This is a genomic window from Mycobacterium sp. 1081908.1 (genome assembly GCF_001673535.1).
Taxonomy (GTDB): domain Bacteria; phylum Actinomycetota; class Actinomycetes; order Mycobacteriales; family Mycobacteriaceae; genus Mycobacterium.
On record NZ_LZLY01000022.1, the window covers coordinates 32,236 to 58,121 of the forward strand.

24 protein-coding genes, 1 tRNA gene and 1 pseudogene are annotated in these 25,886 nt (G+C 67.6%); 15 read left to right on the forward strand and 11 right to left on the reverse strand.

What is annotated here, in order from left to right:
• Window positions 1–4 precede the first annotated feature (4 nt).
• The 4 genes from A5655_RS04165 to A5655_RS04180 all read left to right on the forward strand — a co-directional run bounded on the left by A5655_RS04165 (window position 5) and on the right by A5655_RS04180 (window position 3,504).
• Complete coding sequence (locus A5655_RS04165) at window positions 5–1,618, forward strand: FAD-dependent monooxygenase (RefSeq protein ID WP_067005862.1); 1,614 nt, start codon at window positions 5–7, stop codon at window positions 1,616–1,618.
• A complete protein-coding gene (locus tag A5655_RS04170) occupies window positions 1,615–1,953 on the forward strand; it encodes a hypothetical protein (protein WP_231999060.1) in 339 nt (112 codons plus the stop codon). Before A5655_RS04165 ends, A5655_RS04170 begins: the two co-directional genes overlap by 4 nt.
• Window positions 1,954–2,027: 74 nt before the next feature.
• Window positions 2,028–2,744 carry a TetR/AcrR family transcriptional regulator gene (locus A5655_RS04175; protein WP_067005866.1) on the forward strand — a complete coding sequence of 239 codons (717 nt, stop codon included), beginning with the start codon at window positions 2,028–2,030 and terminating at the stop codon, window positions 2,742–2,744.
• The gene (locus A5655_RS04180; protein WP_067005936.1) at window positions 2,737–3,504 is read left to right on the forward strand and encodes a class I SAM-dependent methyltransferase; all 768 of its coding nucleotides are present in this window, start codon (window positions 2,737–2,739) and stop codon (window positions 3,502–3,504) included. The genes A5655_RS04175 and A5655_RS04180 overlap by 8 nt, the downstream gene beginning before the upstream one ends.
• A 56-nt stretch (window positions 3,505–3,560) precedes the next feature.
• Here the strand turns inward: A5655_RS04180 and A5655_RS04185 are convergent, their stop codons facing one another.
• From A5655_RS04185 to aceE, 7 genes are all read right to left on the reverse strand, one after another.
• Window positions 3,561–4,982 carry an acyl-CoA carboxylase subunit beta gene (locus A5655_RS04185; RefSeq protein WP_067005868.1) on the reverse strand — a complete coding sequence of 474 codons (1,422 nt, stop codon included), beginning with the start codon at window positions 4,980–4,982 and terminating at the stop codon, window positions 3,561–3,563.
• Between the two features lie 43 nt (window positions 4,983–5,025).
• On the reverse strand, window positions 5,026–6,279 hold the full coding sequence (gene kasB, locus A5655_RS04190; RefSeq protein WP_067005870.1) for a 3-oxoacyl-ACP synthase KasB: 1,254 nt from the start codon (window positions 6,277–6,279) through the stop codon (window positions 5,026–5,028).
• 27 nt (window positions 6,280–6,306) lie between these two features.
• Window positions 6,307–7,557, reverse strand: a complete 1,251-nt coding sequence (gene kasA, locus A5655_RS04195) for a 3-oxoacyl-ACP synthase KasA (RefSeq protein WP_067005872.1) — start codon at window positions 7,555–7,557, stop codon at window positions 6,307–6,309.
• Window positions 7,554–7,901 (reverse strand): meromycolate extension acyl carrier protein AcpM, encoded by a 348-nt coding sequence (acpM, locus tag A5655_RS04200; RefSeq protein WP_067005874.1) that lies wholly within the window; start codon window positions 7,899–7,901, stop codon window positions 7,554–7,556. The genes kasA and acpM overlap by 4 nt, the downstream gene beginning before the upstream one ends.
• Before the next feature lie 81 nt (window positions 7,902–7,982).
• Window positions 7,983–8,891 (reverse strand): ACP S-malonyltransferase, encoded by a 909-nt coding sequence (locus tag A5655_RS04205; RefSeq protein WP_067005875.1) that lies wholly within the window; start codon window positions 8,889–8,891, stop codon window positions 7,983–7,985.
• Window positions 8,892–9,031: 140 nt separating this feature from the next.
• Window positions 9,032–10,357, reverse strand: coding sequence for a CdaR family transcriptional regulator (locus A5655_RS04210; protein WP_067005877.1), 1,326 nt, complete (start codon window positions 10,355–10,357; stop codon window positions 9,032–9,034).
• A gap of 153 nt (window positions 10,358–10,510) precedes the next feature.
• Window positions 10,511–13,300, reverse strand: coding sequence for a pyruvate dehydrogenase (acetyl-transferring), homodimeric type (gene aceE, locus A5655_RS04215; protein WP_067005879.1), 2,790 nt, complete (start codon window positions 13,298–13,300; stop codon window positions 10,511–10,513).
• 117 nt (window positions 13,301–13,417) lie between these two features.
• Between aceE and A5655_RS04220 the strand changes: the two genes are divergently transcribed.
• The 4 genes from A5655_RS04220 to A5655_RS04235 all read left to right on the forward strand — a co-directional run bounded on the left by A5655_RS04220 (window position 13,418) and on the right by A5655_RS04235 (window position 15,103).
• Complete coding sequence (locus A5655_RS04220; protein WP_067005938.1) at window positions 13,418–14,008, forward strand: hypothetical protein; 591 nt, start codon at window positions 13,418–13,420, stop codon at window positions 14,006–14,008.
• 93 nt (window positions 14,009–14,101) lie between these two features.
• Window positions 14,102–14,524, forward strand: coding sequence for a DUF3052 domain-containing protein (locus A5655_RS04225; protein WP_066932751.1), 423 nt, complete (start codon window positions 14,102–14,104; stop codon window positions 14,522–14,524).
• Window positions 14,524–14,985: a peroxiredoxin gene (locus tag A5655_RS04230; protein WP_067005881.1), complete on the forward strand. Its 462-nt coding sequence runs from the start codon at window positions 14,524–14,526 to the stop codon at window positions 14,983–14,985. Before A5655_RS04225 ends, A5655_RS04230 begins: the two co-directional genes overlap by 1 nt.
• 46 nt (window positions 14,986–15,031) lie before the next feature.
• Window positions 15,032–15,103: transfer RNA gene (locus A5655_RS04235), tRNA-Val, on the forward strand.
• Between the two features lie 45 nt (window positions 15,104–15,148).
• On the opposite strand, the gene A5655_RS26865 is transcribed toward A5655_RS04235, so the two are convergent.
• Entirely contained in the window at window positions 15,149–15,310 is a 162-nt protein-coding gene (locus A5655_RS26865; protein ID WP_082978463.1) for a helix-turn-helix transcriptional regulator, read from the reverse strand.
• A 1,031-nt stretch (window positions 15,311–16,341) separates the two neighbouring features.
• Here A5655_RS26865 and A5655_RS27680 point away from each other — a divergent pair.
• The 4 genes and pseudogenes from A5655_RS27680 (at window position 16,342) to A5655_RS04255 (ending at window position 21,276) form a co-directional block, all read left to right on the forward strand.
• Window positions 16,342–17,310 carry a hypothetical protein gene (locus A5655_RS27680; RefSeq protein ID WP_156764684.1) on the forward strand — a complete coding sequence of 323 codons (969 nt, stop codon included), beginning with the start codon at window positions 16,342–16,344 and terminating at the stop codon, window positions 17,308–17,310.
• A gap of 13 nt (window positions 17,311–17,323) precedes the next feature.
• Window positions 17,324–17,887 carry a hypothetical protein gene (locus tag A5655_RS04245; RefSeq protein ID WP_156764685.1) on the forward strand — a complete coding sequence of 188 codons (564 nt, stop codon included), beginning with the start codon at window positions 17,324–17,326 and terminating at the stop codon, window positions 17,885–17,887.
• 125 nt (window positions 17,888–18,012) lie between these two features.
• A pseudogene (locus tag A5655_RS04250) lies at window positions 18,013–18,276 on the forward strand (SUMF1/EgtB/PvdO family nonheme iron enzyme); the annotation flags it as partial.
• A 189-nt stretch (window positions 18,277–18,465) separates the two neighbouring features.
• Window positions 18,466–21,276: a helix-turn-helix transcriptional regulator gene (locus A5655_RS04255; protein ID WP_067005940.1), complete on the forward strand. Its 2,811-nt coding sequence runs from the start codon at window positions 18,466–18,468 to the stop codon at window positions 21,274–21,276.
• On the opposite strand, the gene A5655_RS26875 is transcribed toward A5655_RS04255, so the two are convergent.
• Together A5655_RS26875 and A5655_RS04260 are read right to left on the reverse strand one after the other, a co-directional pair.
• Window positions 21,239–21,532, reverse strand: coding sequence for a hypothetical protein (locus A5655_RS26875; protein ID WP_082978467.1), 294 nt, complete (start codon window positions 21,530–21,532; stop codon window positions 21,239–21,241). The genes A5655_RS04255 and A5655_RS26875 overlap by 38 nt on opposite strands.
• A gap of 160 nt (window positions 21,533–21,692) precedes the next feature.
• Window positions 21,693–22,472 carry a cell division protein DivIVA gene (locus A5655_RS04260; RefSeq protein WP_067005889.1) on the reverse strand — a complete coding sequence of 260 codons (780 nt, stop codon included), beginning with the start codon at window positions 22,470–22,472 and terminating at the stop codon, window positions 21,693–21,695.
• Between the two features lie 215 nt (window positions 22,473–22,687).
• Here A5655_RS04260 and A5655_RS04265 point away from each other — a divergent pair, with 215 nt between their 5' ends.
• On the forward strand, window positions 22,688–23,809 hold the full coding sequence (locus tag A5655_RS04265) for an epoxide hydrolase family protein (RefSeq protein WP_067005942.1): 1,122 nt from the start codon (window positions 22,688–22,690) through the stop codon (window positions 23,807–23,809).
• On the opposite strand, the gene A5655_RS04270 is transcribed toward A5655_RS04265, so the two are convergent.
• The gene (locus A5655_RS04270) at window positions 23,806–24,621 is read right to left on the reverse strand and encodes an oxygenase MpaB family protein (RefSeq protein ID WP_067005891.1); all 816 of its coding nucleotides are present in this window, start codon (window positions 24,619–24,621) and stop codon (window positions 23,806–23,808) included. The two genes, A5655_RS04265 and A5655_RS04270, sit on opposite strands and share 4 nt — an antisense overlap.
• A 76-nt stretch (window positions 24,622–24,697) precedes the next feature.
• On the opposite strand from A5655_RS04270, the gene A5655_RS29080 reads away from it, so the two are divergent.
• Both A5655_RS29080 and A5655_RS04275 read left to right on the forward strand, forming a co-directional pair.
• Complete coding sequence (locus A5655_RS29080; protein WP_255361986.1) at window positions 24,698–24,826, forward strand: hypothetical protein; 129 nt, start codon at window positions 24,698–24,700, stop codon at window positions 24,824–24,826.
• A gap of 42 nt (window positions 24,827–24,868) precedes the next feature.
• A complete protein-coding gene (locus A5655_RS04275) occupies window positions 24,869–25,882 on the forward strand; it encodes a cobalamin biosynthesis protein (protein ID WP_082978465.1) in 1,014 nt (337 codons plus the stop codon).
• The last annotated feature ends 4 nt before the right edge of the window (window positions 25,883–25,886 follow it).

Consider the following 25,886-nt stretch of genomic DNA (forward strand, 5'->3'; position numbering starts at 1 on the left):
TAGTGTGACTTCCACATTGGATGTACCGGTGCTGATCGTCGGCGCGGGAGCCGCCGGCCTGGCCACCTCCGCGCTGCTCGCCAAACACGGTGTTCGCTCGTTGGTGGTCGAGAAGCGCGGTGAGGTGTTCATCTACCCGAAGGCGCGCAACCTGAGCTTCCGCAGCCTGGAGATCCTGCGTGGCCTTGGCTTGGCCGACGAGGTCCACGCGATCGCCCACGGCGTTTCCGACATGCGCAGCAGGCCGACGCTCAACAGCCCCGAAGAGCGTCAGGCACTCGACGTCAACGCGATCTTCGCGCCGTTCAAGGACCTGAGCCCGGAACCCGGCGGCCAGTACTGCCCGCAGAGCGCCTTCGAACCGATCCTGCTCACGCACATCCGCCGGCACGGTAGCGAGGCGCGCTACAACACGGAGTTGGGCTCGTTCGACCAGGACGACAGCGGCGTCACCGCGGTCATCCGCGACCGCGAGTCGGGCGCGACCGAGACGGTGCGCGCCGACTACCTCGTCGCCGCCGACGGCGTGCACAGCCCGATCCGCGACGCGCTGGGCGTGACGACCTCCGGCTACGGGGCGCTGCCGATCTATGTCGTGTTCGTCTACTTCCGGGCGCCGTGGCGGCAATTCGCCCGCGGCCTCGGGGCGGGCGACGGCATCCAAGTTAAAAACCCGGACGTGGAGGGCATCTTTCTGCCGGTGCGCGACGACTTCGGAATGTTCATCAGCACCTACTTTCCCGCCCGCGGCGAATCCGTCGAACAATTCACCACGCAGCGGTGCCGCGAGATGCTGACGAAAGCGATCGGCGAGCCGATCGATGTGGAGGTCATCGACGTCGCGCCGTGGCAGCCGTACGAGCGGGTCGCCGACCAATTCCGCTGCGGCCGAGTGTTTCTCGTCGGCGATTCGGCCCACACCATGCCGCCGTTCAAGGCCGGCGGGGCCAACACCGCCATCCAGAGCGCGCACAACCTGGCCTGGAAGCTGGCTAGCGTTTTGGACGGGACCGCCGGCCCGGGGTTGTTGGGTACCTACCATGTCGAGCGGCACCCGGTCGGGCGTTTCAACGCGCGCCAGTCGCTCACCGGGCCGTCGCTGGCCTTCCTGCGGTTGGACGACGACCGGCCGCAATTGCCGCCGGACGAGGAGGCGCCGATGTTCGCGGTGCTCATCGGTTACCAATACCGCTCTGCCGCAGTGGTTTCCGATGACCCCGCACCGGTAGACCCGGACGCCGTGTCGCTGGTGGCCGGATTGCGCGGGCAGCCCGGCACCCGTGTCCCGCACGCCTGGGTCGTCGACGGCGGGAGGCGGGTCTCCATCCTCGATCTGCTCGGGACCGGCTTCACGCTGCTGACCGGAGACGACGACTCCGCGTGGTCGGACGCCGCAGCCCACGCGTCGAAGGCCGCCGGCGTCCCAATCACTTTGCGGCGCATCGGAACCGCGCTCGACGCCGACGGCTCGTGGTCCACCGTCACGGGACTCGCGCCCGACGGGGCGCTGCTGGTGCGCCCCGACGACTTCGTCGCCTGGCGCGCCGACGCGCCTCCGAGCGCGCCCGGGGACGAGCTCGGCCGGGCGCTGTGCCGGATCCTCGGCCGCGCGCCGTGACCGACCCTCCGCGTTTGGAAACGGTGGCCTGCCTGGGGCCGAGTACCACCGCGTCGCGGGGAACCTACAAATGGATCGACGAGCTGGAAAAGCGGCCTCGCAATGGCCAGACATTCCACGAGCGCCTGATGCGGGCGGGGACGACCAAACCATTCACCCGTTTTTCGTTCGCGTCGCTCTACCGCGACTACCTGTGGCGGGAAATGGTTCTGCGCCAAAGCTTTGACGAGATCTCTCGGCGCAACGGGTGGCAATTCCACATCGACGGCATTCACCTCAACACGAACGGCGGGCGCATCCTCACCGAGGTTGTCCAGGAGTTCCTCGCCTCCTGAAACGAGTCACTTGATGACCGTTGACCAATATTGTATTTTGGTCACGAGTTGAGTGGGGACCGGAAGGATCGCCGATGGCCGAACCTGTGCGCCTCGGCCGGCGGGATCGGGCCGATCGGATCCTCGACGTGGCCAGGGACTTGCTGCTGTCGTGGGGCTACCGGCGGGTGACGGTCGATGAATTGGCTCGTCGCGCCGGCGTCGGGAAGGGAACCATCTACCTGCACTGGCGATCCCGCGAGGAGGTGTTCCACGCGGTCAGTGCCCGGGAGGCCGCGACGATGGCGGACGCGATCGTGCAGGCGATCGCTAGTGATCCGGCCGAGGTCGCCCTGCACCGCTACGTGCGCCGGCTGTTCGTCGAGGCGATGAACCGCCCCGTGTTGCGCGCTTTGTACACCCGCGACGCCGACACGCTCGACACGTTCCTCGCGGCGGCGAATCATCAGCGGCTGGAGGAAGGCAAGCTCGGGGTGCACCGCGACTACCTGGGTGTGCTCGCCGCGGGGGGACTGCTGCGGCCGGACTTGCGACCCGAAGACCTCGGTTACACCCTGCCGACCATCGTGTTCGGGTTTTTCGCGGCGGAGCCGTTTTTGTCGCCGGCCATCGGGCTGACCTTGGAACAGAAGGCCGATCAGCTCGCCGAGACGGTGCGGCGGGCGTTCGGGCCCAGCAAAGTGCCGGGTCTCGGCGCGGTGAAGAGGGCTGCGGTGCAAGCCATTCCGATATTCGAACGACTTGCCCGGGATTACCGGGCCGCCGCTTACGGAGGAGATGACGATGACTGAGCACCCCACCGAACTCGTCCGCCCGCGGGGGCGCTATGGGGTCGACGGCGACTACCGGCTGATTCCTGCGCCTGCCGTTTTCGGCGCATATCTGCTCTTATGTATTGCCGCAACGGTTTTGGCCGGGTGGTGGTTGGCGACGGGGCGAACGCTGGCCGGGTCGGGGGCCGCCGTGGTTGCGGCCGTGTTGATCGCCGCCGGCTTTAGTGTGTTGCGGTTCAGCCGGCGGGGAAAGTTCGAAGTGTGGGCGCGGCTGCTAAAGGGGCTCGGTCTGCGAGGCGACGAACGCGTGCTCGACCTCGGCTGTGGACGTGGCGCGGTGTTGCTGGCCGCGGCGAAATTGCTACCGCGGGGAAGGGCTGTCGGAGTGGACATTTGGCGGGCCGACCAGACCGGCAACTCCATGCAGGCCACGATGGCCAATGCGGAGGCCGAAGGCGTGGCCGACCGGATAGAACTGCACACCCGCGATATGACCGACCTGCAATTTCCCGACGCATCCTTCGATTTGGTCGTGAGCAACCTGGCGATCCACAACCTGCCGGGCAACAAGGCGAGGCTGCTCGCCGTCGACGAAGCCGTACGGGTGCTGCGGCCGGGCGGCCGCCTGGTCATCGCAGACCTCGGCTTCACCCGCATGTACGCCAGCAGGCTTCGGGAACGTGGCATGGTGAGCGTCGGGCGTCGCGACCTGGGTTGGCGCGCATGGTGGGGGCTACCGCTGCTGCGCACCCACGCCGTTACCGCGACCAAGCCCTAGGCGAGGGCGACGCGCCCAGCGTGCGGGGCTTTTGGTCTGCTCGCGGTAAAAGGGGGCTACAGCGGGATGTTCTTGTGCCGGCCGCGGCGCCGGCGCGCCTGGGCCAGCGCCTCGGTGAGCTTGCTGCGGGTGTGCGCCGGGTCGATCTTCTCGTCGACCACGCCGATCTCGATGGCGCTGTCGACGCCGCCGGCGATCCGCTCGTGCTCGGCGGCCAGTTCGTCGTGCAGCGCCTCGCGCTCGTGGTCGGCCGCGGCGGCCAGCTTCTTCTTGTGCAGGATGCCGACGGCAGCCTTGGCGCCCATCACGGCGACTTCGGCGTCCGGCCAGGCGAACACCTTGGTCGCGTTCAGCGAGCGGGAGTTCATCGCAATGTAGGCCCCGCCGTAGGTCTTTCGGGTGACCAGGGTGACCCGGGGCACGGTGGCCTCGCCGAACGCGTGGAGCAGCTTGGCGCCGCGGCGCACGACGCCACCCCACTCCTGGTCGACACCCGGCAGGTAGCCGGGCACGTCGACAACCACGATCAGCGGGATCCCGAAGGCGTCGCACAGCCGCACGAAACGAGCGGCCTTCTCGGCGCTTTCGGAGTTGAGGCAGCCGCCCAGCCGCAGCGGGTTGTTGGCCAGCACGCCGACGGTGCGACCGGACAACCGGCCCAACCCGACCACCATGGACGGCGCCCAGTTGGCCTGGAACTCGTCGAACGGGGTGTCGGAGTCCAGGATCGCGGTCACGATCGGGTGCACGTCATACGCCCGCCGCGCCGACTCGGGCAGCAGCGCGTGGATGTCGGTGTCGCCGGCCTCGGCCTTGCTGCGGTCGAAAAGCCCTTGCTGGCAGAACAATCCGACCAGACGGCGGCCGCGCTCGTAGGCGTCGAGCTCGTCGTCGGCGACGATGTGGCACACCCCGGACTTCTTGTGGTGCGTCTCCGGGCCGCCGAGCGACGCCATGTCGACGTCCTCGCCGGTGACGCTGCGCACCACGTCGGGTCCGGTGACGAACACCCGGCTCTCGGGCGCCATCACCACGACGTCCGTCAGCGCCGGTCCGTAGGCGGCGCCGCCGGCGGCGAAGCCGACGACCACCGAAACCTGCGGAATGTAGCCCGACGCGCGGATCATGGCCTCGAACACCAGCCCGACCGCGTGCAGCGCCCGGACGCCCTCGGCCAGCCGCGCCCCACCGGAGTGCCAGATGCCCACGATCGGGCTCTGTTCCTCGATGGCGGTGTCGTAGGCGTTGACGATGTGCGTGCATCCCTCGATGCCCATCGCGCCGCCCATCACCGTGCCGTCGGTGCAGAACGCGATGGTGCGCAGGCCATTCACGGTCCCCGAGGCGGCCAGCACGCCCGAGCGGTCACGCTCGTGCAGGAGTTCCACGCTGCCGTTGTCGAAGAAGTTGCTCAGACGCAGCAACGGGTCCCGGGGGTCGAGCGACTCACCAACCGACGCGGGGGCCATGATTGTCATCGCAGGTCTCCTGTTCCGAGTGTGCCCGGGCTATAGGGCGGGATTAGTACCGCCCGAAGGCGATTGCCACGTTGTGACCGCCGAATCCGAACGAGTTGTTGATCGCGTACTTGTAGTCGCCCGGCCGCGGCTTGCCCGCCACCACGTCCAAATCGATCTCCGGATCGAGGTTTACGAGGTTCAGTGTGGGCGGGACCACCTGATCGCGCAACGCGAGCACGGTCAGGATCGACTCCACCGCACCGACCGCACCCACCGAGTGGCCGAGAGCGGACTTGGGCGCGTAAACCGCCGGCTTGTGGCCGCGCAGCGCGTTGTTGATGGCGCGGCCCTCGGCCAGGTCACCGACCTGGGTGCCGGTGGCGTGGGCGTTGATGTGGTCGATGTCGCCGGGGGTGAGGTCCGCGAGCTGGATTGCCCGCGTCATCGCGTGACCGGCGCGCTCCCCGTTGGGATCCGGCGCCACCATGTGGAAGCCGTCCGAGGTGATGCTGGCGCCCATGATTCGGGCCAGGATGTTGGCGCCACGAGCTTTGGCGCTCTCCTCGGTCTCGATCAACATGAGCGCCCCCGCCTCGCCGAACACGAAGCCGTCGCGGTCCTTGTCGAACGGGCGGCACGCACCGGCGGGGTCGTCGTTGTTGGTCGACATCACGATGCGCATCTGGGCGAACCCGGCGATGGGCACCGCCTCGATGCGCGTCTCCACGCCACCGCAGATCGCGGCGTCGGCCTCACCGAGCACGATCTGCTGCCACGCCCGCGCGATGCCCTCCGAACCGGACGCGCACGCCGAGATCGGCGTCATCACACCGGCTTTGGCGTGCCGTTCCAGCCCCACCGCGGCGGCGGCACCGTTGGGCATGTACTTCTGCACAGCCAGCGGCGAGACCGCCTTCATGCCGCGAGCGCGCATGTCGTCGTAGCTGAAGACGAGCTCTTCGGCCGAGCCCAACCCGGTGCCGATGGAGACCGCCAACCGGTTGGTGTCGAGGTCCGGGTTGCCCGCGTTCTCCCACAGGCGCCGGCTCAAGACGGTGGACATTTTCTGCAGGTAGCCCATCCGGCGCAGCTCGACGCGCGTGAGCTGAGTGTCGAACTCCTCTAGCAGGTGGCCGCCGATGCGGACCGGCAGGTCGAACTCCTCGACGAACGGGTCGTCGAGCGTGCGGATTCCGCTTTGGCTGTCCAACAACAGCTTCCACGTGTTCTCCGCGTCGGTTGCGAGTGCGGTCGTCATGGCAACGCCGGTAACCACTACGTTGGGGAGTGCTTTCCCCGTAACCAGCTCCGTCATGGCTCTAGCGATCGTTCCTTCCGTGCCTTAGTAGCGCCCAAACGCGAGCGCTACGTTGTGACCGCCGAAGCCGAACGAGTTGTTGATTGCATAACGGTATTCGCCGTAGCGAGGTTCGCCTGCGACCACATCAAGGTCGATCTCGGGGTCCGGGGTTTCGTAATTCAAGGTGGGCGGTATGACGCCGTCCCGAAGGGTCAATACCGTCAATACGGATTCCAGCGCGCCAACCGCGCCGATCGAGTGGCCCAGCGCCGACTTCGGCGCATACACCGCGGCGTTCTCGCAACCGGCGACACGGAGCGCGTTCGCCTCCGCGGCGTCGCCGATCGGTGTCGCCGTCCCGTGCGCGTTCACGTGGTCAATGTCCTTGGCGGACAAGCCCGCCAGCTCCAGCGACCGCGTCATCGCACGACCTGCGCGAACACCGTCCGCGGCGGGCGCCACCATGTGGAAGGCGTCCGAGGTGATACCGGCACCGAGCAGCCGGGCCAGCGGCTTGGCGCCGCGGGCCTTGGCGTGCTCCTCGGTCTCGATGAGCATGAGCGCCCCGGCCTCGCCGAACACGAAGCCGTCGCGGTCCTTGTCGAACGGACGCGAGGCGCGTTCCGGCTCGTCGTTGCGGGTCGACATGGCCCGCATCATCGAGAACGCCGCGATGGGCAGCGCCTCGATGGGCCCCTCGACGCCACCGGCGACGGCGACGTCGGCATCCCCCATGACGATCTGGCGCCACGCGTGGGCGATGGCCTCCGAGCCCGACGAACACGCCGAGACCGGGGTCATCACGCCGGCGCGGGCACCGAGCTGCAAACCCACCACTGCAGCAGCGCCGTTGGGCATGATCATCTGAACGGCGAGCGGCGACACCTTGCGGGGGCCGCCCTCGTTCATCAGGTCATAGCTCTCGATGACGCGTTCGGCGCCACCCAGGCCGGTGCCGACCACGACCGAGAACCGGTCGGGGTCGACCTCGGGATTGCCCGCGGTTTCCCAGAGCTGACCGGACAGTAGCTTGCTCATCCGCTGGACATAGGACATCCGGCGCAGGTCGAGCCTGCCCATGTGGTTATCGACGGGCTCCTTGAGGTGTCCACCGATCTTGACGGGCAGGTCCCACTTGGTGACGAACTCGTCCTCGAGTACGTGGATGCCGCTCTCGCCGGCCAACAAGCCCTTCCACGTGCTCTCGATGTCCGGCGCGATCGATGTCGTTGCCGTGACGGCGGTTACCACAACGCTGGGGTAACCGCCATTAGCAGTGGAAGGCTTGGTCACTTGCTGTCCGCTTCCAGCCTCGCCTTGACGTTGGCAACGGCCTCGGGGTTCTCGGACTCGATCTTGGCGCGCAGCGCGGCGGCGGCCTCGGGGTCCTCTTCCTCGAGCTTCTGGATGTAGGCGACGACGTCACCGACGGTGCGCAGGCCGGCGAGGTCCTCGTCGGGGATCTTCACGCCATACTTGTCCTCGGTCTGCACCGCGATCTCGACCATCGACAGCGAGTCGATGTCCAGGTCGTCGACGAACGACTTCTCCGGGGTGACCTCGGAGGGCTCGATACCGGTCACCTCTTCGATGATCTCGGCGATACCGGCGATAATTTCTTCCTGAGTGACGGCCACGGCCTATTCCCTTCGTAATGTGTTGTGTGCAAATCGGATTGACGTTTGCAGTTTTCTTTTCCTGGCGAAAAGCCGGCGGTCTTACAGGCTTGCCAACTCGTCCAGATCTGCGGGTGACTTCACGGCACGGGCCGTTACCCCCCGAAGTTCGCGCTTGGCGATGCCGGTGAGCGTCCCCGCCGGGGGGGACTCCACGATCGCCGAGACTTCGTGCGCACGCATGGTCTCGGTGCACAGGTCCCAGCGCACCGGCTGGGTCAACTGGGCGACGAGGGTGTCCATCGCGGCCGCCGCCGAGGCGACGGGCTTCCCGTCGCGATTGGACAGCAGCGTGGCGGTGGGCTCGGCGGTCGTGACGGCGGCCGCCGCGGCGGCGTAACCGTCCAGGGCCGGAGCCATGTACTTGGTGTGGAAGGCCCCGGCCACGCCGAGGGCGCGCACGCGCGCCTTGGCCGGCGGGTCACCGGCGAGCTTCTCCAGCGCGGCGAGCGGGCCGGCGGCGACGATCTGCCCGGGCGCGTTGCGGTTGGCGGGGAACAGCTCGAGCTCCTCGAGGCGGCTCAGCACCTCGGCCTCGTCACCGCCGAGCACCGCGGACATGCCGGTGGGCTCGATGGCGCAGGCCTTGGCCATTTCGGCGCCGCGGGTGGCGGCCAGCGCGACGGCGTCATCGGCGGCCAGCACGCCGGCGATGGCGTAGGCCGCGATTTCCCCGACGGAGTGGCCGGCGACGATGAATTCCTCACCGGCGAGCAGGTCGCGCCTGGTCAGCTCCTGGTGCGCGAGCAGCGTGGCCGCGACGATCAGGGGCTGGGCGACCGCGGTGTCGGTGATCTCCTCGGTCGAGGCGGTGGTCCCAAGCCGAACCAGGTCCAGGCCGCTGGCCTTAGACCACAGGGCCAGCTGGTCTGCGGCGCCTGGCAGCTCCAACCACGGCGACAGCATCCCCTCCGTCTGCGAACCCTGTCCGGGCGCAAGCAATGCAATCACGTGTTTAAGAGAACACTGTGGAAACGGTTTTGGCGGGTGTAACAGATTATGAACCTCGTCTTAGGTTTTTGTAGGCACCTTACAAAATCGCTCCGTAAGCTACGGTTTTGATACCGCGCCGCGATCTGTTGCCTGAATCACTATCGCTCGAGCGGGCCGGCCATACCACTCCTGACCGGCAGGGGGACCGGCGCGAGGACGTTGTTGTCGATGCTGGAAGGCTGCGCGGGATAGTTCAGCTGGCCCACCGTCGAGGCCACACGCAGCACGTACGCGTCGCGCGGCTGGGTGGGATCACGCCCGGTGAAGTCGGTGACGCGCTTGAGCCGGTATCGGACGGTGTTTGGATGAACGAACAACTTTCTGGCACAAGCTTCAATCGCGCCGCCACAGTCTAAGTACGCGTCGAGCGTCTCGATCAGCGTGGGCCCGGCGTCGGCCAGCGGCCCCATCACGTCCGTATGCAGCGCCACGATCGCCGACGCGTCGCCCATCAGGGCGCGTTCGGGCAGCAGTTCCCGGGCCAGCACCGGCCGCGGCGCCCCACGCCAGCCGGCGACGGCATTCATCCCGGAGATCGCCTCGCTGGCGCTGTGATAGGCGGCGGTGAGCATGGGTGCGGTCGGCCCGATGACCACCGGGCCGTCCGACAACGCGTTCAACAGGTCCCCGAGGAATTTGTCGGTTAGCGATAGTTGGCCGGACACGATCGTCACCAGCCAGGTGCCGTGCACGTCGGTGAGCGCCGCCCGGCCGTGCTGCGCGGCGATGTCGCGGACGTCCTGGCTGGCCCGCTGGCTGCTGCCGTCGCCGTCCGAGCCGTTCCGGCCGGGCGCCGGGATCCCGACGACGACCGTCGCCGGGGCGGTGGTGTCCCAGTTCAGCGCGGCGGCGCGGGAGAGCAGTTCGGGTCCGGTGTCGCCGCGCACGACGGCGTCGACGACGCTGGCCTCCATCCGGCTGTCCCAGGTGCCGCGCGCCTCGGCCGCGTTCGCGTAGGAGGAGGCGGCGGTGAACGCCAGGTCGCGGCTGTACTTCAGGATGCCCACCGTCAGCGCGGTCAGCTGCTCCTCGGAGCGGGCCACCAGCGGCACGACCTCCTCGAAGAACTCCATGGTGACGCGGGCCAGGTCGACGCTGTCGCGCAGCGCGATGCGGCGGGCCAGGTCCTGGGGCACCAGTTCGAAGGCCTGCGCGGTGTAGCTGACGTCGCTGTGCGGGTCCTGCATCCACTCGACGAAGTTGTTGATGGCCGTCTGCACCACCAAGGCCACGCTGGCCCGCTGCGACGCCTCCAGGTCGGCGAAGAACGGCAACCGATCGCCCATGACCGACACCGCCTCGGTGGCGAGCCGGCCGGAGTACTGCTTCAGCCGGCGCAGGAGCGATTCCGGGACGGTGTCCAGCAGCTCCAGCGGCGAACGCGGGTGCTTGGCGAAGGGGCCGGCGAACGGGTTGTCATTCACCCCTAAAACCTACGCCATTTTTTGGAAGTATTCGCCAAAGGGGTGCCCGCGTCGCGTGCTTTGGGCTGGCGGCGACGGCCCGGCGTGCGGCTGGCCGCACGCTCGACGCCCAGCGTGCGGCTGGCCGCACGCTCGGCGGGGAGGTGGTCGCGGTTAGGCGACGCCGGGGTCGGACGTCTGCTCGGGCGCGGCCAGCACGTCGTCGATCCGGTACTCGCGGGCGGCCGCGACCGGCACGGACGGGTCGATCTCACCGTCGCGAGCCAGCGCCTCGAGCACCGCGACGACCTGCGACTCGGCGTCGGTGTTGAAGTAGCGCCGCGCGGCGGGCCGGGTGTCGGAGAAGCCGAACCCGTCGGTGCCCAGGGTGACGAAGGTGCCCGGCACCCACTGCCGGATCTGCTCGGGCACGGCGCGCATCCAGTCCGACACCGCGATCACCGGGCCGGCGGCATCCGCGAGCGCGCGGGTCACGTAGGGGGTGCCGGCCGGCTGGTCGGGGTGGCGCAGCCGGGCCCGCTCGACGCTCACGCCGTCGCGGTTCAGCTCGCCCCAGCTGGTCACCGACCACACGTCGGCGGCGACGTCCCACTCGGCGGCCAGCATGTCGGCGGCCTGCAGCGCCGACGGCATGGCGACCCCGGAGGCGAGGATCTGCGCCTTGTTCGCCCGTTGTTCGGTGGCGGCGCGGTAGCGGTAGATGCCGCGCAGCACGCCCTCGGGATCGAAGTTGTCCGGCTCCGGCGGCTGCGGGTAGGGCTCGTTGTAGACGGTGATGTAGAAGAACACGTTCTCCGGGTTCTCTCCGAACATGCGGGCCAGCCCGCTCTCCACGATGTAGGCGATCTCGAAGGCGAACGCCGGGTCGTAGGACACCACCGCCGGATTGGTGGCGGCCAGCAGCAAGGAGTGGCCGTCGGCGTGCTGCAGGCCCTCACCGGTCAGCGTGGTGCGCCCCGCGGTCGCGCCGAGCAGGAAGCCGCGCGCCATCTGGTCGGCCGCGGCCCACAGCCCGTCGCCGGTGCGCTGGAACCCGAACATGGAATAGAAGATGTAGATCGGGATCATCGGCTCGTTGTGCGTCGCATACGACGTGCCGGCCGCGATGAACGAGCCCACCGAGCCCGCCTCGTTGATGCCCTCGTGCAGGATCTGGCCGACCTCACTTTCCTTGTAGGCCAGCATGAGTTCGGCGTCGACGGCGGTGTACAGCTGGCCGAGGCGGTTGTAGATCTTCAGCGAAGGGAACCACGAGTCCATCCCGAACGTGCGGGCCTCGTCGGGAATGATCGGCACGATCCGCGGCCCAACCTCCTTGTGCCGCAACACTTCCTTGAACGTTCGCACCGTCGCCATGGTGGTGGCGACCTCCTGGTTGCCCGACCCCTTCTTCAGCGCGGCGTAGGTGTCGCGGCCGGGCAGCGAAAGCGCCTTGGCCTTCGTGCGGCGTTCGGGGAGGAAGCCGCCCAGCGCGCGGCGCCGGTCGAGCAGGTAGCGGATCTCCGGGGCGTCCGGACCGGGGTGGTAGTAGGGCGGCAGGTAGGGATCCTCTTCGAGCTGGGCGTCGCTGATGGGGATCCGGATGGCGTCGCGGAAGTCCTTGAGGTCTTGCAGCGCAAGCTTTTTCATCTGGTGGGTGGCGTTGCGGCCCTGGAAGTGCGCGCCCAGCGAGTAGCCCTTGATGGTCTTGGCCAGGATCACCGTCGGCTGTCCCTTGTGGTCGACGGCGGCGCGGTAGGCGGCGTACACCTTGCGGTAGTCGTGGCCGCCGCGCTTGAGGTTCCAGATCTCCGAATCGGTCATCTGCTCGACGAGCGCCTTGGTGCGCGGGTCGCGCCCGAAGAAGTGGTCGCGCACGTAGGCGCCGTCGTTGGCCTTGTAGGTCTGGTAGTCGCCGTCGGGCGTGGTGTTCATCAGGTTGACCAGCGCGCCGTCCTTGTCGGCGTGCAGCAGGGCGTCCCACTCGCGGCCCCAGACCACCTTGATGACGTTCCAGCCGGCGCCGCGGAAGAACGACTCCAGCTCCTGGATGATCTTGCCGTTGCCGCGCACCGGGCCGTCGAGGCGCTGCAGGTTGCAGTTGATCACGAAGGTCAGGTTGTCCAAGCCCTCGAGTGCCCCGACGTGCGCCAGGCCGCGGCTCTCGGGCTCGTCCATCTCGCCGTCGCCCAGAAAACACCACACGTGCTGGTCGGAGGTGTCCTTGATGCCGCGATCGTGCAGGTAGTGGTTGAACCGCGCCTGGTAGATCGCATTGAGCGGGCCTAGGCCCATCGACACGGTCGGGAACTCCCAGAAGTCGGGCATCAGCCGCGGGTGGGGGTAGGAGGGCAGCCCGCCGCCGGCGTGGCTGTGCTCCTGGCGGAAGCCGTCGAGCCGCTCCTCGCTGAGCCGGCCCTCGAGGAAGGCGCGGGCGTAGATGCCGGGGGAGGCGTGGCCCTGGATGAAGACCTGGTCCCCGCCGCCGGGGTGCGACTTGCCGCGGAAGAAGTGGTTGAAGCCGACCTCGTAGAGCGCCGCCGACGACGCATAGGTCGAAATGTGGCCGCCCACGCCGATTCCCGGGCGCTGGGCGCGGTGCACCATGATCGCGGCGTTCCACCGGATCCACGCCCGGTAGCGGCGTTCGACGTCCTCGTCTCCGGGGAACCACGGCTCCAGCTCGGTGGGGATGGTGTTGACGTAGTCGGTCGACGTCAGCGACGGGATGGCCACCCGCTGGTCGCCCGCGCGCTCCAGCAGCCGCAGCATCAGGTAGCGCGCCCGCGCCGGCCCCGAGCGCTCCAGCATTTCGTCGAAGGACTCGAGCCATTCCGACGTCTCGTCGGGGTCGATGTCGGGCAGATAGGACGCCACACCCTCGCGGATCACCCGAACGCGGTCGGGTTCGCTTGCGCTACTTGGGGTTTTCGCCAGGTCGTGGCGGGCGAACTCGGTGGTCAACTTCCGCTCCTGTAGTCGGCGGGGCAACGGCTTGCGTCGTATCCCCCTATCGTGCCGCACCGGCGTTTCGGGCGGGTAGCCGCGGTGACGATCGGAAACCCGGTAACGTCTCCAACCGTGCTCATCGGATGGCGTGCCGTCCCTCGCATGCACCTGGGGGAGATCCCCAAGCGAGGCGCGCTGGCGCTCGGCTGTGTCGCGGCGGTGATCCTCGGGATCGTGGGGTGTACGAGCGTCACCAAGGGGACCGCCACGCCCGATACGAACGTCGCCCCGGCCTACCGGCAGTCGGTGTCCGCCTCGGTGTCGGCCTCGTCGGCCACCTCGCGCGTGAAGGAGTCGCAGCGCCAGGCCTCGCTGACGACCAGGGCGGTGCGCACCTCCTGCGACACGCTGGCCACCTCGGCCAAGGACGCGATCGACCGGGTGAACGACTACGTCGCGTCGTTCAACGCGGGCCGCAACACCGGCCCGAACGAGGGCCCCGCGATCGGCGCGCTCAACGACAGCGCCACCACGGTCTCCAACAGCTTCAACGATGCCCTGTCCCAGCAGCTGAAGGACGCGTTCAACGCCTATGTCGACGCGGCGCGCGGGGTGGCCAACGCCATCGGCACGCACGCGTCGATCGCGGAGTTCAACAGGCGGGTCGACCAGCTCAACGACACCAAGACGAAGGCGCTGAAACTCTGCCTGGCATCCTACTGAGACGCCTGGTGAGGCACGGGTATGGACCGCGTCAAGGCTGTGCGACGATAATTCCCATCACACGGCGCGCAGATAGCTTAAGGAGGCTCCACGGTGGTCGCGGCGGATGACGCCCCGAGCTACGCTCGCAAACTCGGCATCCATCGAGACCAAGTCGTCCAGGAGTGGGGCTGGGACGAGGACACCGACGACGACATCCGCGCCGCGGTCGAGGAGGCCTGCGGAAGCGAGCTGCTCGACGAGGACAGCGACGAGGTGATCGATGTCGTGCTGCTGTGGTGGCGCGACGGGGACGGTGACCTGGTGGACACCCTGATGGACGCGATCAGCCCGCTCGCCGAGGACGGCGTGATCTGGGTGCTCACCCCCAAGACCGGCAAGCCCGGTCACGTGCTGCCCGCGGAGATCGCCGAGGCGGCCCCCACCGCCGGCCTCATGCCGACCTCGTCGGTCAACCTCGGCGACTGGAGCGCCAGCCAGCTGGTGCAGCCGAAGTCGCGGACCGGGAAGCGTTGATGCTGCCCGTCGGCACCACCGCCCCCGACTTCACATTGCGCGACCAAAACCAGCAGCCCGTCACCCTGAGCTCCTACCGCGGCGCCAAGAACGTCCTGCTGATCTTCTTCCCGCTGGCGTTCACCGGGATCTGCCAGGGCGAGCTGGATCTGCTGCGCGATCACCTGCCGGAATTCGAAAACGACGACAGCGTGGCGCTCGCGATCTCGGTGGGGCCGCCGCCCACGCACAAGATCTGGGCGCTGGAAAGCGGGTTCACGTTCCCCGTGCTGTCGGATTTCTGGCCCCACGGCGAGGTCAGCCAGGCCTACGGCGTGTTCAACGCCGACGCCGGCTACCCCAACCGCGGGACCTTCGTCGTCGATCGGTCGGGGATAATCCAATTCGCCGAGATGAAACAGCCGGGCGAGTCCCGCGACCAGCGGCTCTGGCTCGACGCGCTGGCGGCTTTGCAGGCCTGAATTTTGGGTGCTCGGCCCGTCGGCGTGTAGCCTGCTGCGGGCATAAGGGCGCGTAGCTCAGTGGTAGAGCTCTGGTTTTACACACCAGCGGTCGGCGGTTCGATACCGTCCGCGCCCACCGGTGGTATTGGCCTGGCGCCGCGAGCGTAGGCCGCTTGGTGGATCAGGCGTCGAGTTGGTCGATGCGCCGGACCAATTCCGCGCGGGTGCGCACGTCGAGCTTGCGGTAGATGTGGGTGAGGTGTACTTCGACGGTCTTTGGGCTGATGAACAACGTGGCGGCTAGCTCCCGGGTGGTCATGCCCGATGCGGCGAGCTCGGCCACCCGCCGCTAGCCAGCCGTCAGTAGTTTGGCCGGGCGCACGGTGATGTCGGAACGGGCCAACGACGTACGAGCCTTCGCCGATGGGGTGCCTAGTCCGTCGAACGATTCCAGCGTCGTCGGCGAGTAGAGTCGCGTCGGTGAATCTTCCCGGCCACACCTCGATCTGAAAGGTGTTGAACTGCAAGTGAATCAGCTCGCCGTCTTCCCCGCGCTCCTGACCGCGCCGCATCCAAGAGGTCATCGCCTTCATAGGCTTGGCTGAGGTCTCCGCTCCAACCCAGAAGCAACGCGCTCTGCACACCCGGCCAGCAACGCCGCAGGCATAAATGCCTCGCGGTCCTCAAGGTCGAGTGCGCGTTGCAGGCTGTGTTGGTCGAGGCCGCCTCCGCGGCGGAATCGCAGGTGGACGCTCATGCTGAGCGCCCGGCCCGGCATCCAAATGATTACGCGCCGAACGGATCCGCCGCTTGGGACTGTCGCCCCCAGGTCGGATGGCCATGTCGAGAAATTCCGCGGCGGCGGCCACGGTTCCCGGCGATTTCGACCATGCCCTGTGTTTCGGCCCAGCGGTGATCCGCGCCGGCGGGCCCCGCAGGCGGCCGTGTCGAGGGCATCTAGGGTTTGCAGTTCGCCGGTGCTTCGAGGCGGACTCCGCGGACGCCGTTGAGCAGGTCTGCCGGTGCGCGGGAATGGCGCCGCAACAGCTCAATCCGGCCGTCGAAGGCCGCGTTCGCGGCACTTACCACCGCGACGACAGCGCCCCGTCGGGCAACGACTAAGCGCGCATGCTCGACAACCATCCACCGCCGGCGCATGTGTCGGCCCCGGTAGCGAAGGTGCTTGTGGCGAAAAGAATAGGGAAATCCCTGATTTCTCCAGCGCTGGCAACGACATAGCATCGAATCCGCCACTGAGCTGGGGTTTTGGGGCGACGAGAAGGCCGCATCCGTTTCGGCATGGTTGCGACCGTGAAGCTCGGGATCGAGCAGTGCGCAGCCGCGTGGACGCCGTCAATCATGGGGAGAGAACGCATGACCAAGCAATCGTCGACCACGTCGAGCAGCGTCGGTCAGAGAGCACGGTCCGCTGGTTATGTGTTCGCGGCTGGCGCCCGCGGATTCGCGTCGACGACAACGGCGATGCCGACTGCGCACGCCGATCCACTCGAGAACATCCGTGGCGCCCGCGCCGCGGCACCGGCGCTCGTCGCCCGATCCCGCAGCGGACGAGCCGCGGCCTACCTCGGCGCGGCGGCGCTGAGCGTAGTGGGGGGGTTGGCGTCGAGCCCGCTTACCCAGGCCGCCCCGCCGATTCCGCTGAGCCCCCCGTGCTCGCAGTGGCAATTCACGGGGAGTATGCCGATCAGCCAGGGCAACGGTCAACGAGCCGACATCCCGTGGCAAGGAACTCGGGTAGGCGGCGCCATAGCCAACGTGTTTCAGGGAAACGAGAAAGTAGACGTGGGTGACCCCGAAGGGGGAGTGAACGGAAACAACATTGATTTCACTGTCAACTGGACGCGTGGGCCAGGGCACTACACAGCCAGCATCAATAACTCCGGCGAGGTGGTGTTAGGTGTCACAACGGACAGCCAGAACCACCGGGCCGATTGGCACACCGATGCCAAATTCACCTGTGCGGTGACTGCGGCACCACCCCCGGCCGCCCCGCCGCCCGCCGCCCCGGCGAACCAGCCCGCACCGGCGCCCGCACCGGCGGCGCCGGTGACCAACGCGATCCAATTGTCGTTCGGCCCTCCGCATTTGGGCAGCATCACGGCCACGATTTCGAACTCGTCGGCCCTGACCGCCAAGTGCACCTATGACTCGACCCCTTTCAATACTCACCGTGACTTCACGGTTAATCCGAACGGGAGTACGAACCAGACCTTCAATGGTTTCAACACCGGAACCAGCTATCACGTAGTGGTCTCCTGTCACGACGCCAGCGGTAAACAGACTCAGGAGATCGGCCACGCCGAAACGAACGTGACGTTCTAGGCGGGGAACTTCGATGTCGCATCTGAGCATCGGGAGCAAGCCTGGATTGCTCGGTGCCGCAATCGTTCTCGGCGCCGCGGCGCTGCTGTCCGCCCCAGTGCTCGCACGGGCGCGGCCACCGGTGCCGCTCGACCCGGTGTGTGACCGGTATCAGTTCATCGGTGATTACTCTTTGCGCCAAGCCAATGGCTTTATTGTGCAATTCAGGTCGACCGGTCCAAGCGCCAGCGGCAGCGCGAGTGCGTTGGACTCTTCGGGCAAAACCGCAATGACCGGCACGGTCAGCGGCGGCATCGACCGCACCCGCATCGACTTCACCATCCGCTGGGGCAGCGGACCGCGCGGTCACTACACCGGCGAGATCGACGGCGACGGCTTTGCCCGCGGTACGACCGTTGACGAGGCGAATCACGGACCGATCACGAACTGGGGCGCCACGGTGCCGCTTGGATGCGCGACACCCGCACCGACGGGGCCCCGACCTGGCCCCAGCAACGGCCCGATCCTCGCGCCGACCACGACACGACCGGCCCCGTCCGCCGGTCCCGAACCCACGGTGCCCAGCCGCCAACCGTGACCGTCGGCGGTGGGATACCGTCCGCGGCCGCGCTCGCAAGGCTTACCTGTGAATCGGTGTCCAGCTATCGATTGAAACCGCTCGGCCTCCTAGGATTTGAACGCAGCGCCGCAAGGCCGAGGAGGTCCGGCAACGTGTGGGAGTGGACCACCGACTGGTATGCCGACACGCGCGCCGGCGAGCCGTCCGAGGCGGACAGCTATGACCCGGCCCAGCCGCAGTTCCGGATACCCCGTAAGGTGATCAAGGGCGGCTCGTTCCTGTGCGCGGACAGCTACTGCCTGCGCTACCGACCGGCCGCGCGCAGACCGCAACCCGTCGATACCGGCATGAGCCACATTGGCGTCCGGTGCGTCGTGCGGCCCGGTATGGCGAGGTCGGGGGCGTGAACGAGCAAGGCCGACCTGTACGCCGCATTGGATGCGCTTCGTGCCGACATGCGTGGACTGCTCGCCCAGCAAGGCGCCTGGCAGCTCCGACGGGTCATCGTTGATTAGGGCATAACTCGTGCTCCGCGGACCTCGTCCGCTTAGGCTCACATCTGAGTTAGCTGTTGGGGCGCGGAGGACATGTGGGCGATGGCCGAGACCACGACCAGATTCACACACCGCACGGAAATTGTGGAGGTTTCGGATTTCCTCGCGCGTGCCTCAAAAGGACCTTGCGCGCTGGTAATTGAGGGCGACGCGGGTATCGGCAAGACGACCTTGTGGCTGGCGGCATGCGAGCGCGCCGAATCGAATGGCTTCCGGGTGTTATCCGCCCGACCGGCAGCTGCCGAAGCGGTCATGGCGTTCGCCGCACTCGCAGACCTCCTGGCTGGCATCGAATCCGGTGTCTGGGCGCACTTGCCTGGCCCGCAACGACTCGCGATGGACGTCATCACATTGCGGTCCACCGACGATAGCGCCGCAGCCGATCAGCGTACGGCGTCGGCGGCATTCCTGGCCGTGATCGAGGGACTCGCCGCTCGCCAGAAGCTGATACTGGCCATCGACGACTTGCAGTGGCTCGATTCGTCGAGCGCTGCGGTTTTCGCCTTCGCCGTGCGGCGGCTGTCAGGGCCGGTCGGTGTGATGGCCACCGTCCGCACCGGACCGTCGGGGAACGAGGCCGCGCCGCTGGAGCTTGCCAGGCCGGACGCGACGCGGCGGATCAGGCTGGCCCCGTTGAAACTCGGCGCATTGCATGACGTCGTGTCCCAGCGCCTCGGGCGATCAATTCCCCGTCCTGCGATGGTTCGGCTCCACGAAGTCTCGGGTGGAAATCCCTTCTATGCGCTAGAACTCGCTCGCGCAGTCGAGATCGACACGGCCACCGCCGACATCCCATTGCCCGCGACGCTAGCGGAGTTGGTGCGAGCACGGCTTGCCGCTCTGAGTGCCGACGTGAAGGAAATGCTGCTCGCAGCAGCCTGTCTGGGCAAGCCAACCGTTGAGCTTTTGGCCGCCGCTCTGGCGATCGGTCCGGATGCACTGAGTCGGCTGCTCGAGGAGGCCGAGAGCGCGGGCATCATCGTTCTCGAGGGTCATCAGGTTCGCTTCTCACACCCGCTATTGGGCAATGGCGTCTACACCGGAGCCACCCCCGCAGATCGACGAGGTATGCATCGCCGGCTGGCGGATATCGTGACCGAACCGGAGTTGCACGCACGACATCTGGCCCTTGCCGCCACACACGGTGACGCGGCGACCCTCGGATCGCTCGACACCGCCGCCGAATTGGCCCGAGCTCGCGGAGCCCCACTCGCTGGGGCAGAACTCCTCGAACTCGCCATGCGGCTCGGCGGCGACACACCTGACCGCCGGATACGAGCCGCGGTACATCATTACAACGCGGGAGGGACTGCGCGGGCACGCGCACTGCTCATCCACATCATCGAACAACCCGCGCCGAAGGCGTCGCGCGCCGCGGCGCTCCGGTTGCTCGGACTCTGGAGCCTGCTCGACGGCAGTTCTCGTGAAGCCGTCAAATTGCTGAACGAGGCCATCGATGAAGCCGGCGACGATCTCGTGTTACGCGCACAGATCCTGGTGCCGCTCGCCCACGCCCAAGTCAACGATCGTCAACTCGACGATGCCGCGGGCAGCATTGCCGACGCCGTGCAAACAGCTGAGCGGATTCGACAACCGCAGCTGCTCAGTCAGGCCCTGGCCATGCACGCGCTGGTGAGCTTCTTCCTCGGCGAGGGTCTGGACGAACCCGCACTGCAACGCGCCCTCGAACTGGAGGACCGCGAAGCCCCCATCACGGCTCACCTTGATACAACCGTGCAACACGCGGCGCTGATGGCGGGGTCGGGTCGGCTCGACGAGGCCCGCGAAGAGTTGCAGGCTTATCGGCGGCGGGCCATCGAGCGCGGTGACGAAAGCGAACTGTTGATGTTCGCGTTCCACGGTGGCCTCAACGAAATTTGGCGGGGCAACTTCTCGGACTGCGCCGTGATCGCCGAGGACGTGATGCAACGAGCGACCCAGCTCGGCGGAGACCTACCACGTGTGCTGGCGCCGATGCTGCAATCCGCACTGGCCGCCTACGCCGGCAAGGAAATCGAGGCACGGCGCCACGCGGCCGAAGCGCTCGCAATCTGTCACCGTTGCGACTCACCCTTTCTCGTGACGGTGTGGCCCATCACGACATTGGGCTTTCTCGAGGTATCGCTGGGCAATTACAAAGCCGCGCTCGACACACTCGAACCCTGGGTGCGTGCGGTCGAAGAGGCGCCGCGTGCGACGGAGATCTTTGTCGCCCCGTTCCTTCCCGATGCCATCGAGGCGAAGATTCAACTGGGCCAGGGGCGCGAGGCGCAACCGTTGATCGACGCTCTGGAACGTAACGGTCGCCGGTTGAACCGCGCCTGGATGCTGGCCCTCGGCGCGCGCGGCAGAGCGATGCTGTTGGCCGCCCAGGGCGATCTGGTCGCTGCGAGCTCGGCGGCGGAACGGGCGATGCTTGAGCACGATCGGTTGCCGATGCCGTTCGAGCGGGCCCGAACCTTGTTGCTGCTCGGTCAATTGCAGCGTCGGCAGCGGAAGAAGGATACGTCGGTGACGACGGTTCGGGAGGCGCTGAATCTGTTCGAGAAGCTCGACACCCCGTTTTGGGTCGACCGGGCTCGTGCCGAGTTGGAGAGGTCCAGCGTGGGCCGGAAACGGGGTGCCGGGCTGACGTCGTCCGAACAGCGGGTGGCAGAGCTGGCCGCGTCGGGGATGACCACGCGCGAAGTAGCAGCCACCTTGTTCATCAGCCCGAAAACGGTCGAGGTCAATCTCACTCGGATCTATCGCAAGCTCGGGATCCGCTCGCGCGCCGAACTCGGTCAACGCGTCAAGCTGGACGTCAACCGAGAGGTTATTTCGCGCGAAGGTGGACTTCAGCGGCGGGAGTGAGGCGCTGCGCCGATAGCCCGGCTCGATCGCACGCCTGGGCCACAATCTGCGCCGACGCTGCGGAGAAGACGCCGAAAAGCACCGAATCAGTCGGCACGGCCAGTACCGCGAGTAGCCGAACCGGCGTGCCCAAAGCCGAAATCTCGGCGGCCGCATTGTCAAGCGTGGTGACCGTCGGGCCAACGGGTGTATCGGACAGCTCTTCCCGATACCACTCTGCGAGAAAACAAGAATCCTGTGATGCCGGCGATTCCATGACCTTGACGCTACTTCGCCACACGTCTAACGAAATCAGGCGTTTCCCTACCGCCGCCAAGAACATTGGAGCCGTTGGATGCCGAGCCGTTCGACTTCAGAAGGACGTAGCGAACGGAAGCCCGCGCCGGCCGTGTCGGGCGTAGGCACACCAGCGGCAACTACGCGAGGCCGGTCACGGAATCGGGATTCCGTTTGATTTTCTGGTCGAGCGGAACCACGACGCCCGGTTCCGGCGCCTTCCCGCGCTCTTGGTAAGCCGCGTCAAGGGTGGCCGGAACCGCTTCTAGGTCGCGATAGACGCGCATGAGTTGCTCGAGGATCTTGATTCGCTGCTGACTCGCCTCGTCCACCACCCGCCGGGCCTGTTCACGACAATGGTCCGCTTCGCGCCGTGCGTCGGCGAGAAGTAGGTCGCGCTCCCGCTCGGCGTCCCGCCACGCCTCATCGATCGCCGACCGGGTTTCGGCGCGCATCCTGGCCAGTTCGGCCTCGAGCTTTTTCTTGGCCTCCCCGTACTCGGCCTCCAGGGTCTTTCGCTCCGTGGCCATGTCCGCGAGTCGCTCGTCGTGCTCTCGCTGGGCGTCCTCGGCGCCCGACTCGGCCGCCGCGATCAGCGCCTCTGCCTCGGCCCGCGCCTCGGCCTGCATCTCGGAAATCTCGTCGACCGCACGCTGCAGCATCTTGGCCATCCGGCGTTGCATCGCCTGGGGCGAGGATGAGGCCTCGGTGAGGGCTGCGACCTCGTCGGTGAGGACGGCCACCTCGATCCGCAGCCCCGCCGCTTCGTCGCTGGATTCCTTGAATCTCGCCCTGAGGCTGTCAATCTCGTCGAGCAGCACCTGCTGCTTGGCGATGAGGCTCCCGATGTAGGCATCAACCTCGTTCGGTTCGTAGCCCCTGAAGATGAGCGGGAATGCTTTTGCGGTTTCGGTGATCATCGCCAGTCCCCATTCTGGGAATGCCTGGTAGGCCCATGAGACCTACCTACTCAAGTATTTCACGGTTCTGCCCCCGCGGGACCCCTGCATTCGGCGCTAATTTTCCGCGCATTCGGGGGAGTGCCTCTCGTTGTTGCAGGTCTGTCGAATATGGCAAGGTCTGAGGAGCGGGCAAGCGGCCCCGCGTTCACGGACGACCACGAATGGTGAACCCCATGAAGCCTTTTCGAATCGACGTTGCCGACGATGTTCTCGACGATCTGCGCGCGCGCCTGGCGCGCACTCGCTGGCCGGAGGCCGAATCCGTCGACGACTGGAGCCAGGGCATTCCGCTGGCGTACACGCGCGAGCTCGCCGACTACTGGGCCAACAAATACGACTGGCGGTCCCGGGAGGCCGCGCTCAACCGCTTCGATCAGTTCGTCACCGAAATCGACGGCCTGGACATCCATTTCGTCCACCAGCGTTCGCCGCACGACGGCGCCTTCCCGCTGCTGATCACCCACGGCTGGCCGGGCTCGATCGTGGAGTTCCACAAGGTGATCGAGCCGCTGACCAATCCCGCGTCCGGGCGCGCCGAAGACGCGTTCCACGTCGTGTGCCCGTCGCTTCCCGGGTACGGCTTCTCCGGCAAGCCCACCCGCACCGGGTGGGGCGTCGAGAGGATCGCCGAGGCGTGGGAGACGTTGATGCTGGGCCTGGGCCACGACCGCTACGGCGCCCAGGGCGGCGACTGGGGCGCTGCCGTCACCACGCAGATCGGCCGAAACGGCGGGCACTGCGCGGGCATCCACCTGAACATGCCCATCGGCCGGCCCACCAAGGAGGCGCTGGCCGATCCGACGCCGGAGGAGCAACGCGCGCTGGCGTCGATGGCCGAGCACCGCGAGTGGGGCACCGGCTATTCCAAGCAGCAGTCCACCCGGCCGCAGACGCTCGGTTACGGGCTGGTGGATTCCCCGGTGGGGCAGCTGGCATGGATCGTCGAGAAATTCTGGGCGTGGGCCGATTGCGACGGGCACCCCGAGAACGTGTTCAGCCGCGACGAGCTGCTGGACAACGTGATGATGTACTGGGTGACCGGCAGCGGCGCGTCGTCGGCCCGGTTGTACTGGGAAAGCTTCCGGGTCTTCGGCCGGATGAACGACCGGGTCGAATTGCCCACCGGCGTCAGCGCTTTCCCGGCCGAGCTGCTGAAGGCGCCACGAAGCTGGTGCGAGCCCGCCTACAACATCACGCACTGGACCGACATGCCGCGCGGCGGGCATTTCGCCGCGTTCGAACAGCCGGAGCTGTTCGTGGACGACGTGCGCGCATTCTTCGCGACGGTGCGCTAGACGATGCGCCGGCCGCGGCGCGCCCGAATGCGCATGTCCCACAGGTAAAGCTGATAGCCGAAGATCCACGCCCGGTGCGGGATCAGCCGGTCCGCCAGGCGCAGCCCGCTCAGCAGCCATTCGAACCGGCGCTGCTGGGCCGGCGACCAGTCCAGCTCCATCATCGCCCGGAACTCCGGGGCCAAGAATCCCGTCGTCGCGAACCGGTTGAACGGTCCGCCCAGCGCGCGCAGCGGCAGCGGCAGGAACGCCATCGAGGCCACGCCGTGCAGGTGCTCCCGCACCGGCGGGTCGATGTGCAGTTCGTCGAGGGAGCGCTTCCAGTATTCGTCGAAGGCGGCGAGGTCCGGCGGCCACATGCGCTCGGGCACCTGCAGCGTGGTGCCCAGCCGTTTCGCGTCGCGATAGACGGATTCCGCGCTGGCCTCGTCCAGCGGGCCGTGCAAGAACTGGTGCTGGTCGACGAAGTATCGGTACAGGCAGGCGGCCACCCACAGCTGCAGCTTGGGGTCGAAAGCGTTGTAGGACACCGGACTTGACGGCGTCGAGCGAACCTGCCGGTGCGCGACGTCCACGGCGTTGCGGATCAGGGCGCGGTCGGACTCGGTCCCGATGGCCGCGACGGCCAGGTAGGTGCCGGTGGTGCGCGCCCGCTTGAACGGGTGCTTGTAGAGGTTGCCGCTGTCCACCGGGCTTTCCAGCACGCCATAGCCGACGCCGGGCAGGGACAGCTGCATGATCACGTTCGCGGCGGGCAGCAACATCGCCGCCGGGTTCAGCAGATCGGCGACCCGGGTCGCGGGCCGCTTCATCCCGGATTACCCCTCATGGAGTCGAGTACACCACGGCAAACCGTTATTTCCGCCGAAAAATGGGCAGACCTGCAGGATGAGTACTCAACCTGGTAACCCGAGCCGGCCGCTGCCGCGCGCGCCGGCCGATCCCGACGCTTTGCTGTGGTGGGTGGTCGGCCTGCTGATCGTCGTGGTGATCGTGGCGGCCATTTTGGCCATCTAGCGTCGCCGAGCCCGGCCGCGGCGGGTGTGAGACGCTGCCCGGGTGCGTGCGACTCGGGCCCGAACCGCGGGCGTGCTGGCCGGCTACCTGGCCGACCTCGCGCTGAGCGACCCCGAACGGGGCCATCCGGTCGCGCTGTTCGGCCGGGCGGCCGCGGCGCTGGAGGGCGTCACCTACCGCGACGCCAAGGGCGCCGGCGCGCTACACGTGAGCCTGCTGGTCGGCGCGGTGACGCTGGTGGGCGCGGCCGCCTCCCGCTGGGGAGGGCTGTGGGCCACCGCCGCGGCGACCTGGATCTGTCTGGGCGGAACGTCGTTGGCGCGCACCGGCCGGGAAATGTCGGGGCTATTGGAAGGCGGCGACGTCGAGGCCGGCCGACGGCTGCTGCCGTCGCTGTGCGGGCGCGATCCGGCCCGCCTGGATGCCACCGGCCTGACGCGCGCGGCGCTCGAATCGGTCGCGGAGAACACCTCGGACGCCCAAGTGGCGCCGCTGCTGTGGGCGACGGTGGGTGGGGCGCCCGCGGTGCTGGCATACCGCGGCGTCAACACGCTGGATTCGATGATCGGGCACCGCTCGCCGCGCTACCTCCGATTCGGTTGGGCCGCAGCGCGATTGGACGACGCGGCCAACTACATCCCGGCCCGCGTGACCGCGGCGCTGGTGGTGCTGTGCGCACCGTTGGTCTCCGGATCACCGTCCGGTGCGTGGCGGGCCTGGCGCGCTGACGCGGCGCGGCATCCCAGCCCCAACGCCGGGGTGGTCGAGGCCGCCTTCGCGGGGGCGCTGGGCGTTCGGCTCGGCGGTCCGACGCAGTACCGCCACGAGCTGCAGATCCGGCCCACGCTCGGGGACGGGCGGCCACCCGAGGTGGCAGACCTGCGCCGCGCGGTGGCGCTGTCGCGGGCCGTGCAGGCCGCCGCGGTATTGCTGATCGCGTTGGGTGTGCGCTCACGGCGTCGAGTGTGTATCGGTGGCTTTGCGAGTGCGTGGGGGGCGAGAAATCCGCGTTTTTCCCGCCGTCAGTTCACACTGAAGGCCGTCAGTTCACACTGAAGGG

Coding starts and splice junctions, on each gene's coding strand:
- A5655_RS04175 (WP_067005866.1), top strand. CDS start 2,028: ATGGCCGAACCTGTGCGCCTCGGCCGGCGGGATCGGGCCGATCGGATC.
- A5655_RS04180 (WP_067005936.1), top strand. CDS start 2,737: ATGACTGAGCACCCCACCGAACTCGTCCGCCCGCGGGGGCGCTATGGG.
- A5655_RS04185 (WP_067005868.1), bottom strand. CDS start 4,982: ATGACAATCATGGCCCCCGCGTCGGTTGGTGAGTCGCTCGACCCCCGG.
- kasB (WP_067005870.1), bottom strand. CDS start 6,279: ATGACGGAGCTGGTTACGGGGAAAGCACTCCCCAACGTAGTGGTTACC.
- A5655_RS04230 (WP_067005881.1), top strand. CDS start 14,524: ATGCTGCCCGTCGGCACCACCGCCCCCGACTTCACATTGCGCGACCAA.
- A5655_RS27680 (WP_156764684.1), top strand. CDS start 16,342: ATGACCAAGCAATCGTCGACCACGTCGAGCAGCGTCGGTCAGAGAGCA.
- A5655_RS04245 (WP_156764685.1), top strand. CDS start 17,324: ATGTCGCATCTGAGCATCGGGAGCAAGCCTGGATTGCTCGGTGCCGCA.
- A5655_RS04255 (WP_067005940.1), top strand. CDS start 18,466: ATGGCCGAGACCACGACCAGATTCACACACCGCACGGAAATTGTGGAG.
- A5655_RS26875 (WP_082978467.1), bottom strand. CDS start 21,532: ATGGAATCGCCGGCATCACAGGATTCTTGTTTTCTCGCAGAGTGGTAT.
- A5655_RS04260 (WP_067005889.1), bottom strand. CDS start 22,472: ATGATCACCGAAACCGCAAAAGCATTCCCGCTCATCTTCAGGGGCTAC.
- A5655_RS04265 (WP_067005942.1), top strand. CDS start 22,688: ATGAAGCCTTTTCGAATCGACGTTGCCGACGATGTTCTCGACGATCTG.
- A5655_RS04270 (WP_067005891.1), bottom strand. CDS start 24,621: ATGAAGCGGCCCGCGACCCGGGTCGCCGATCTGCTGAACCCGGCGGCG.
- A5655_RS29080 (WP_255361986.1), top strand. CDS start 24,698: ATGAGTACTCAACCTGGTAACCCGAGCCGGCCGCTGCCGCGCGCGCCG.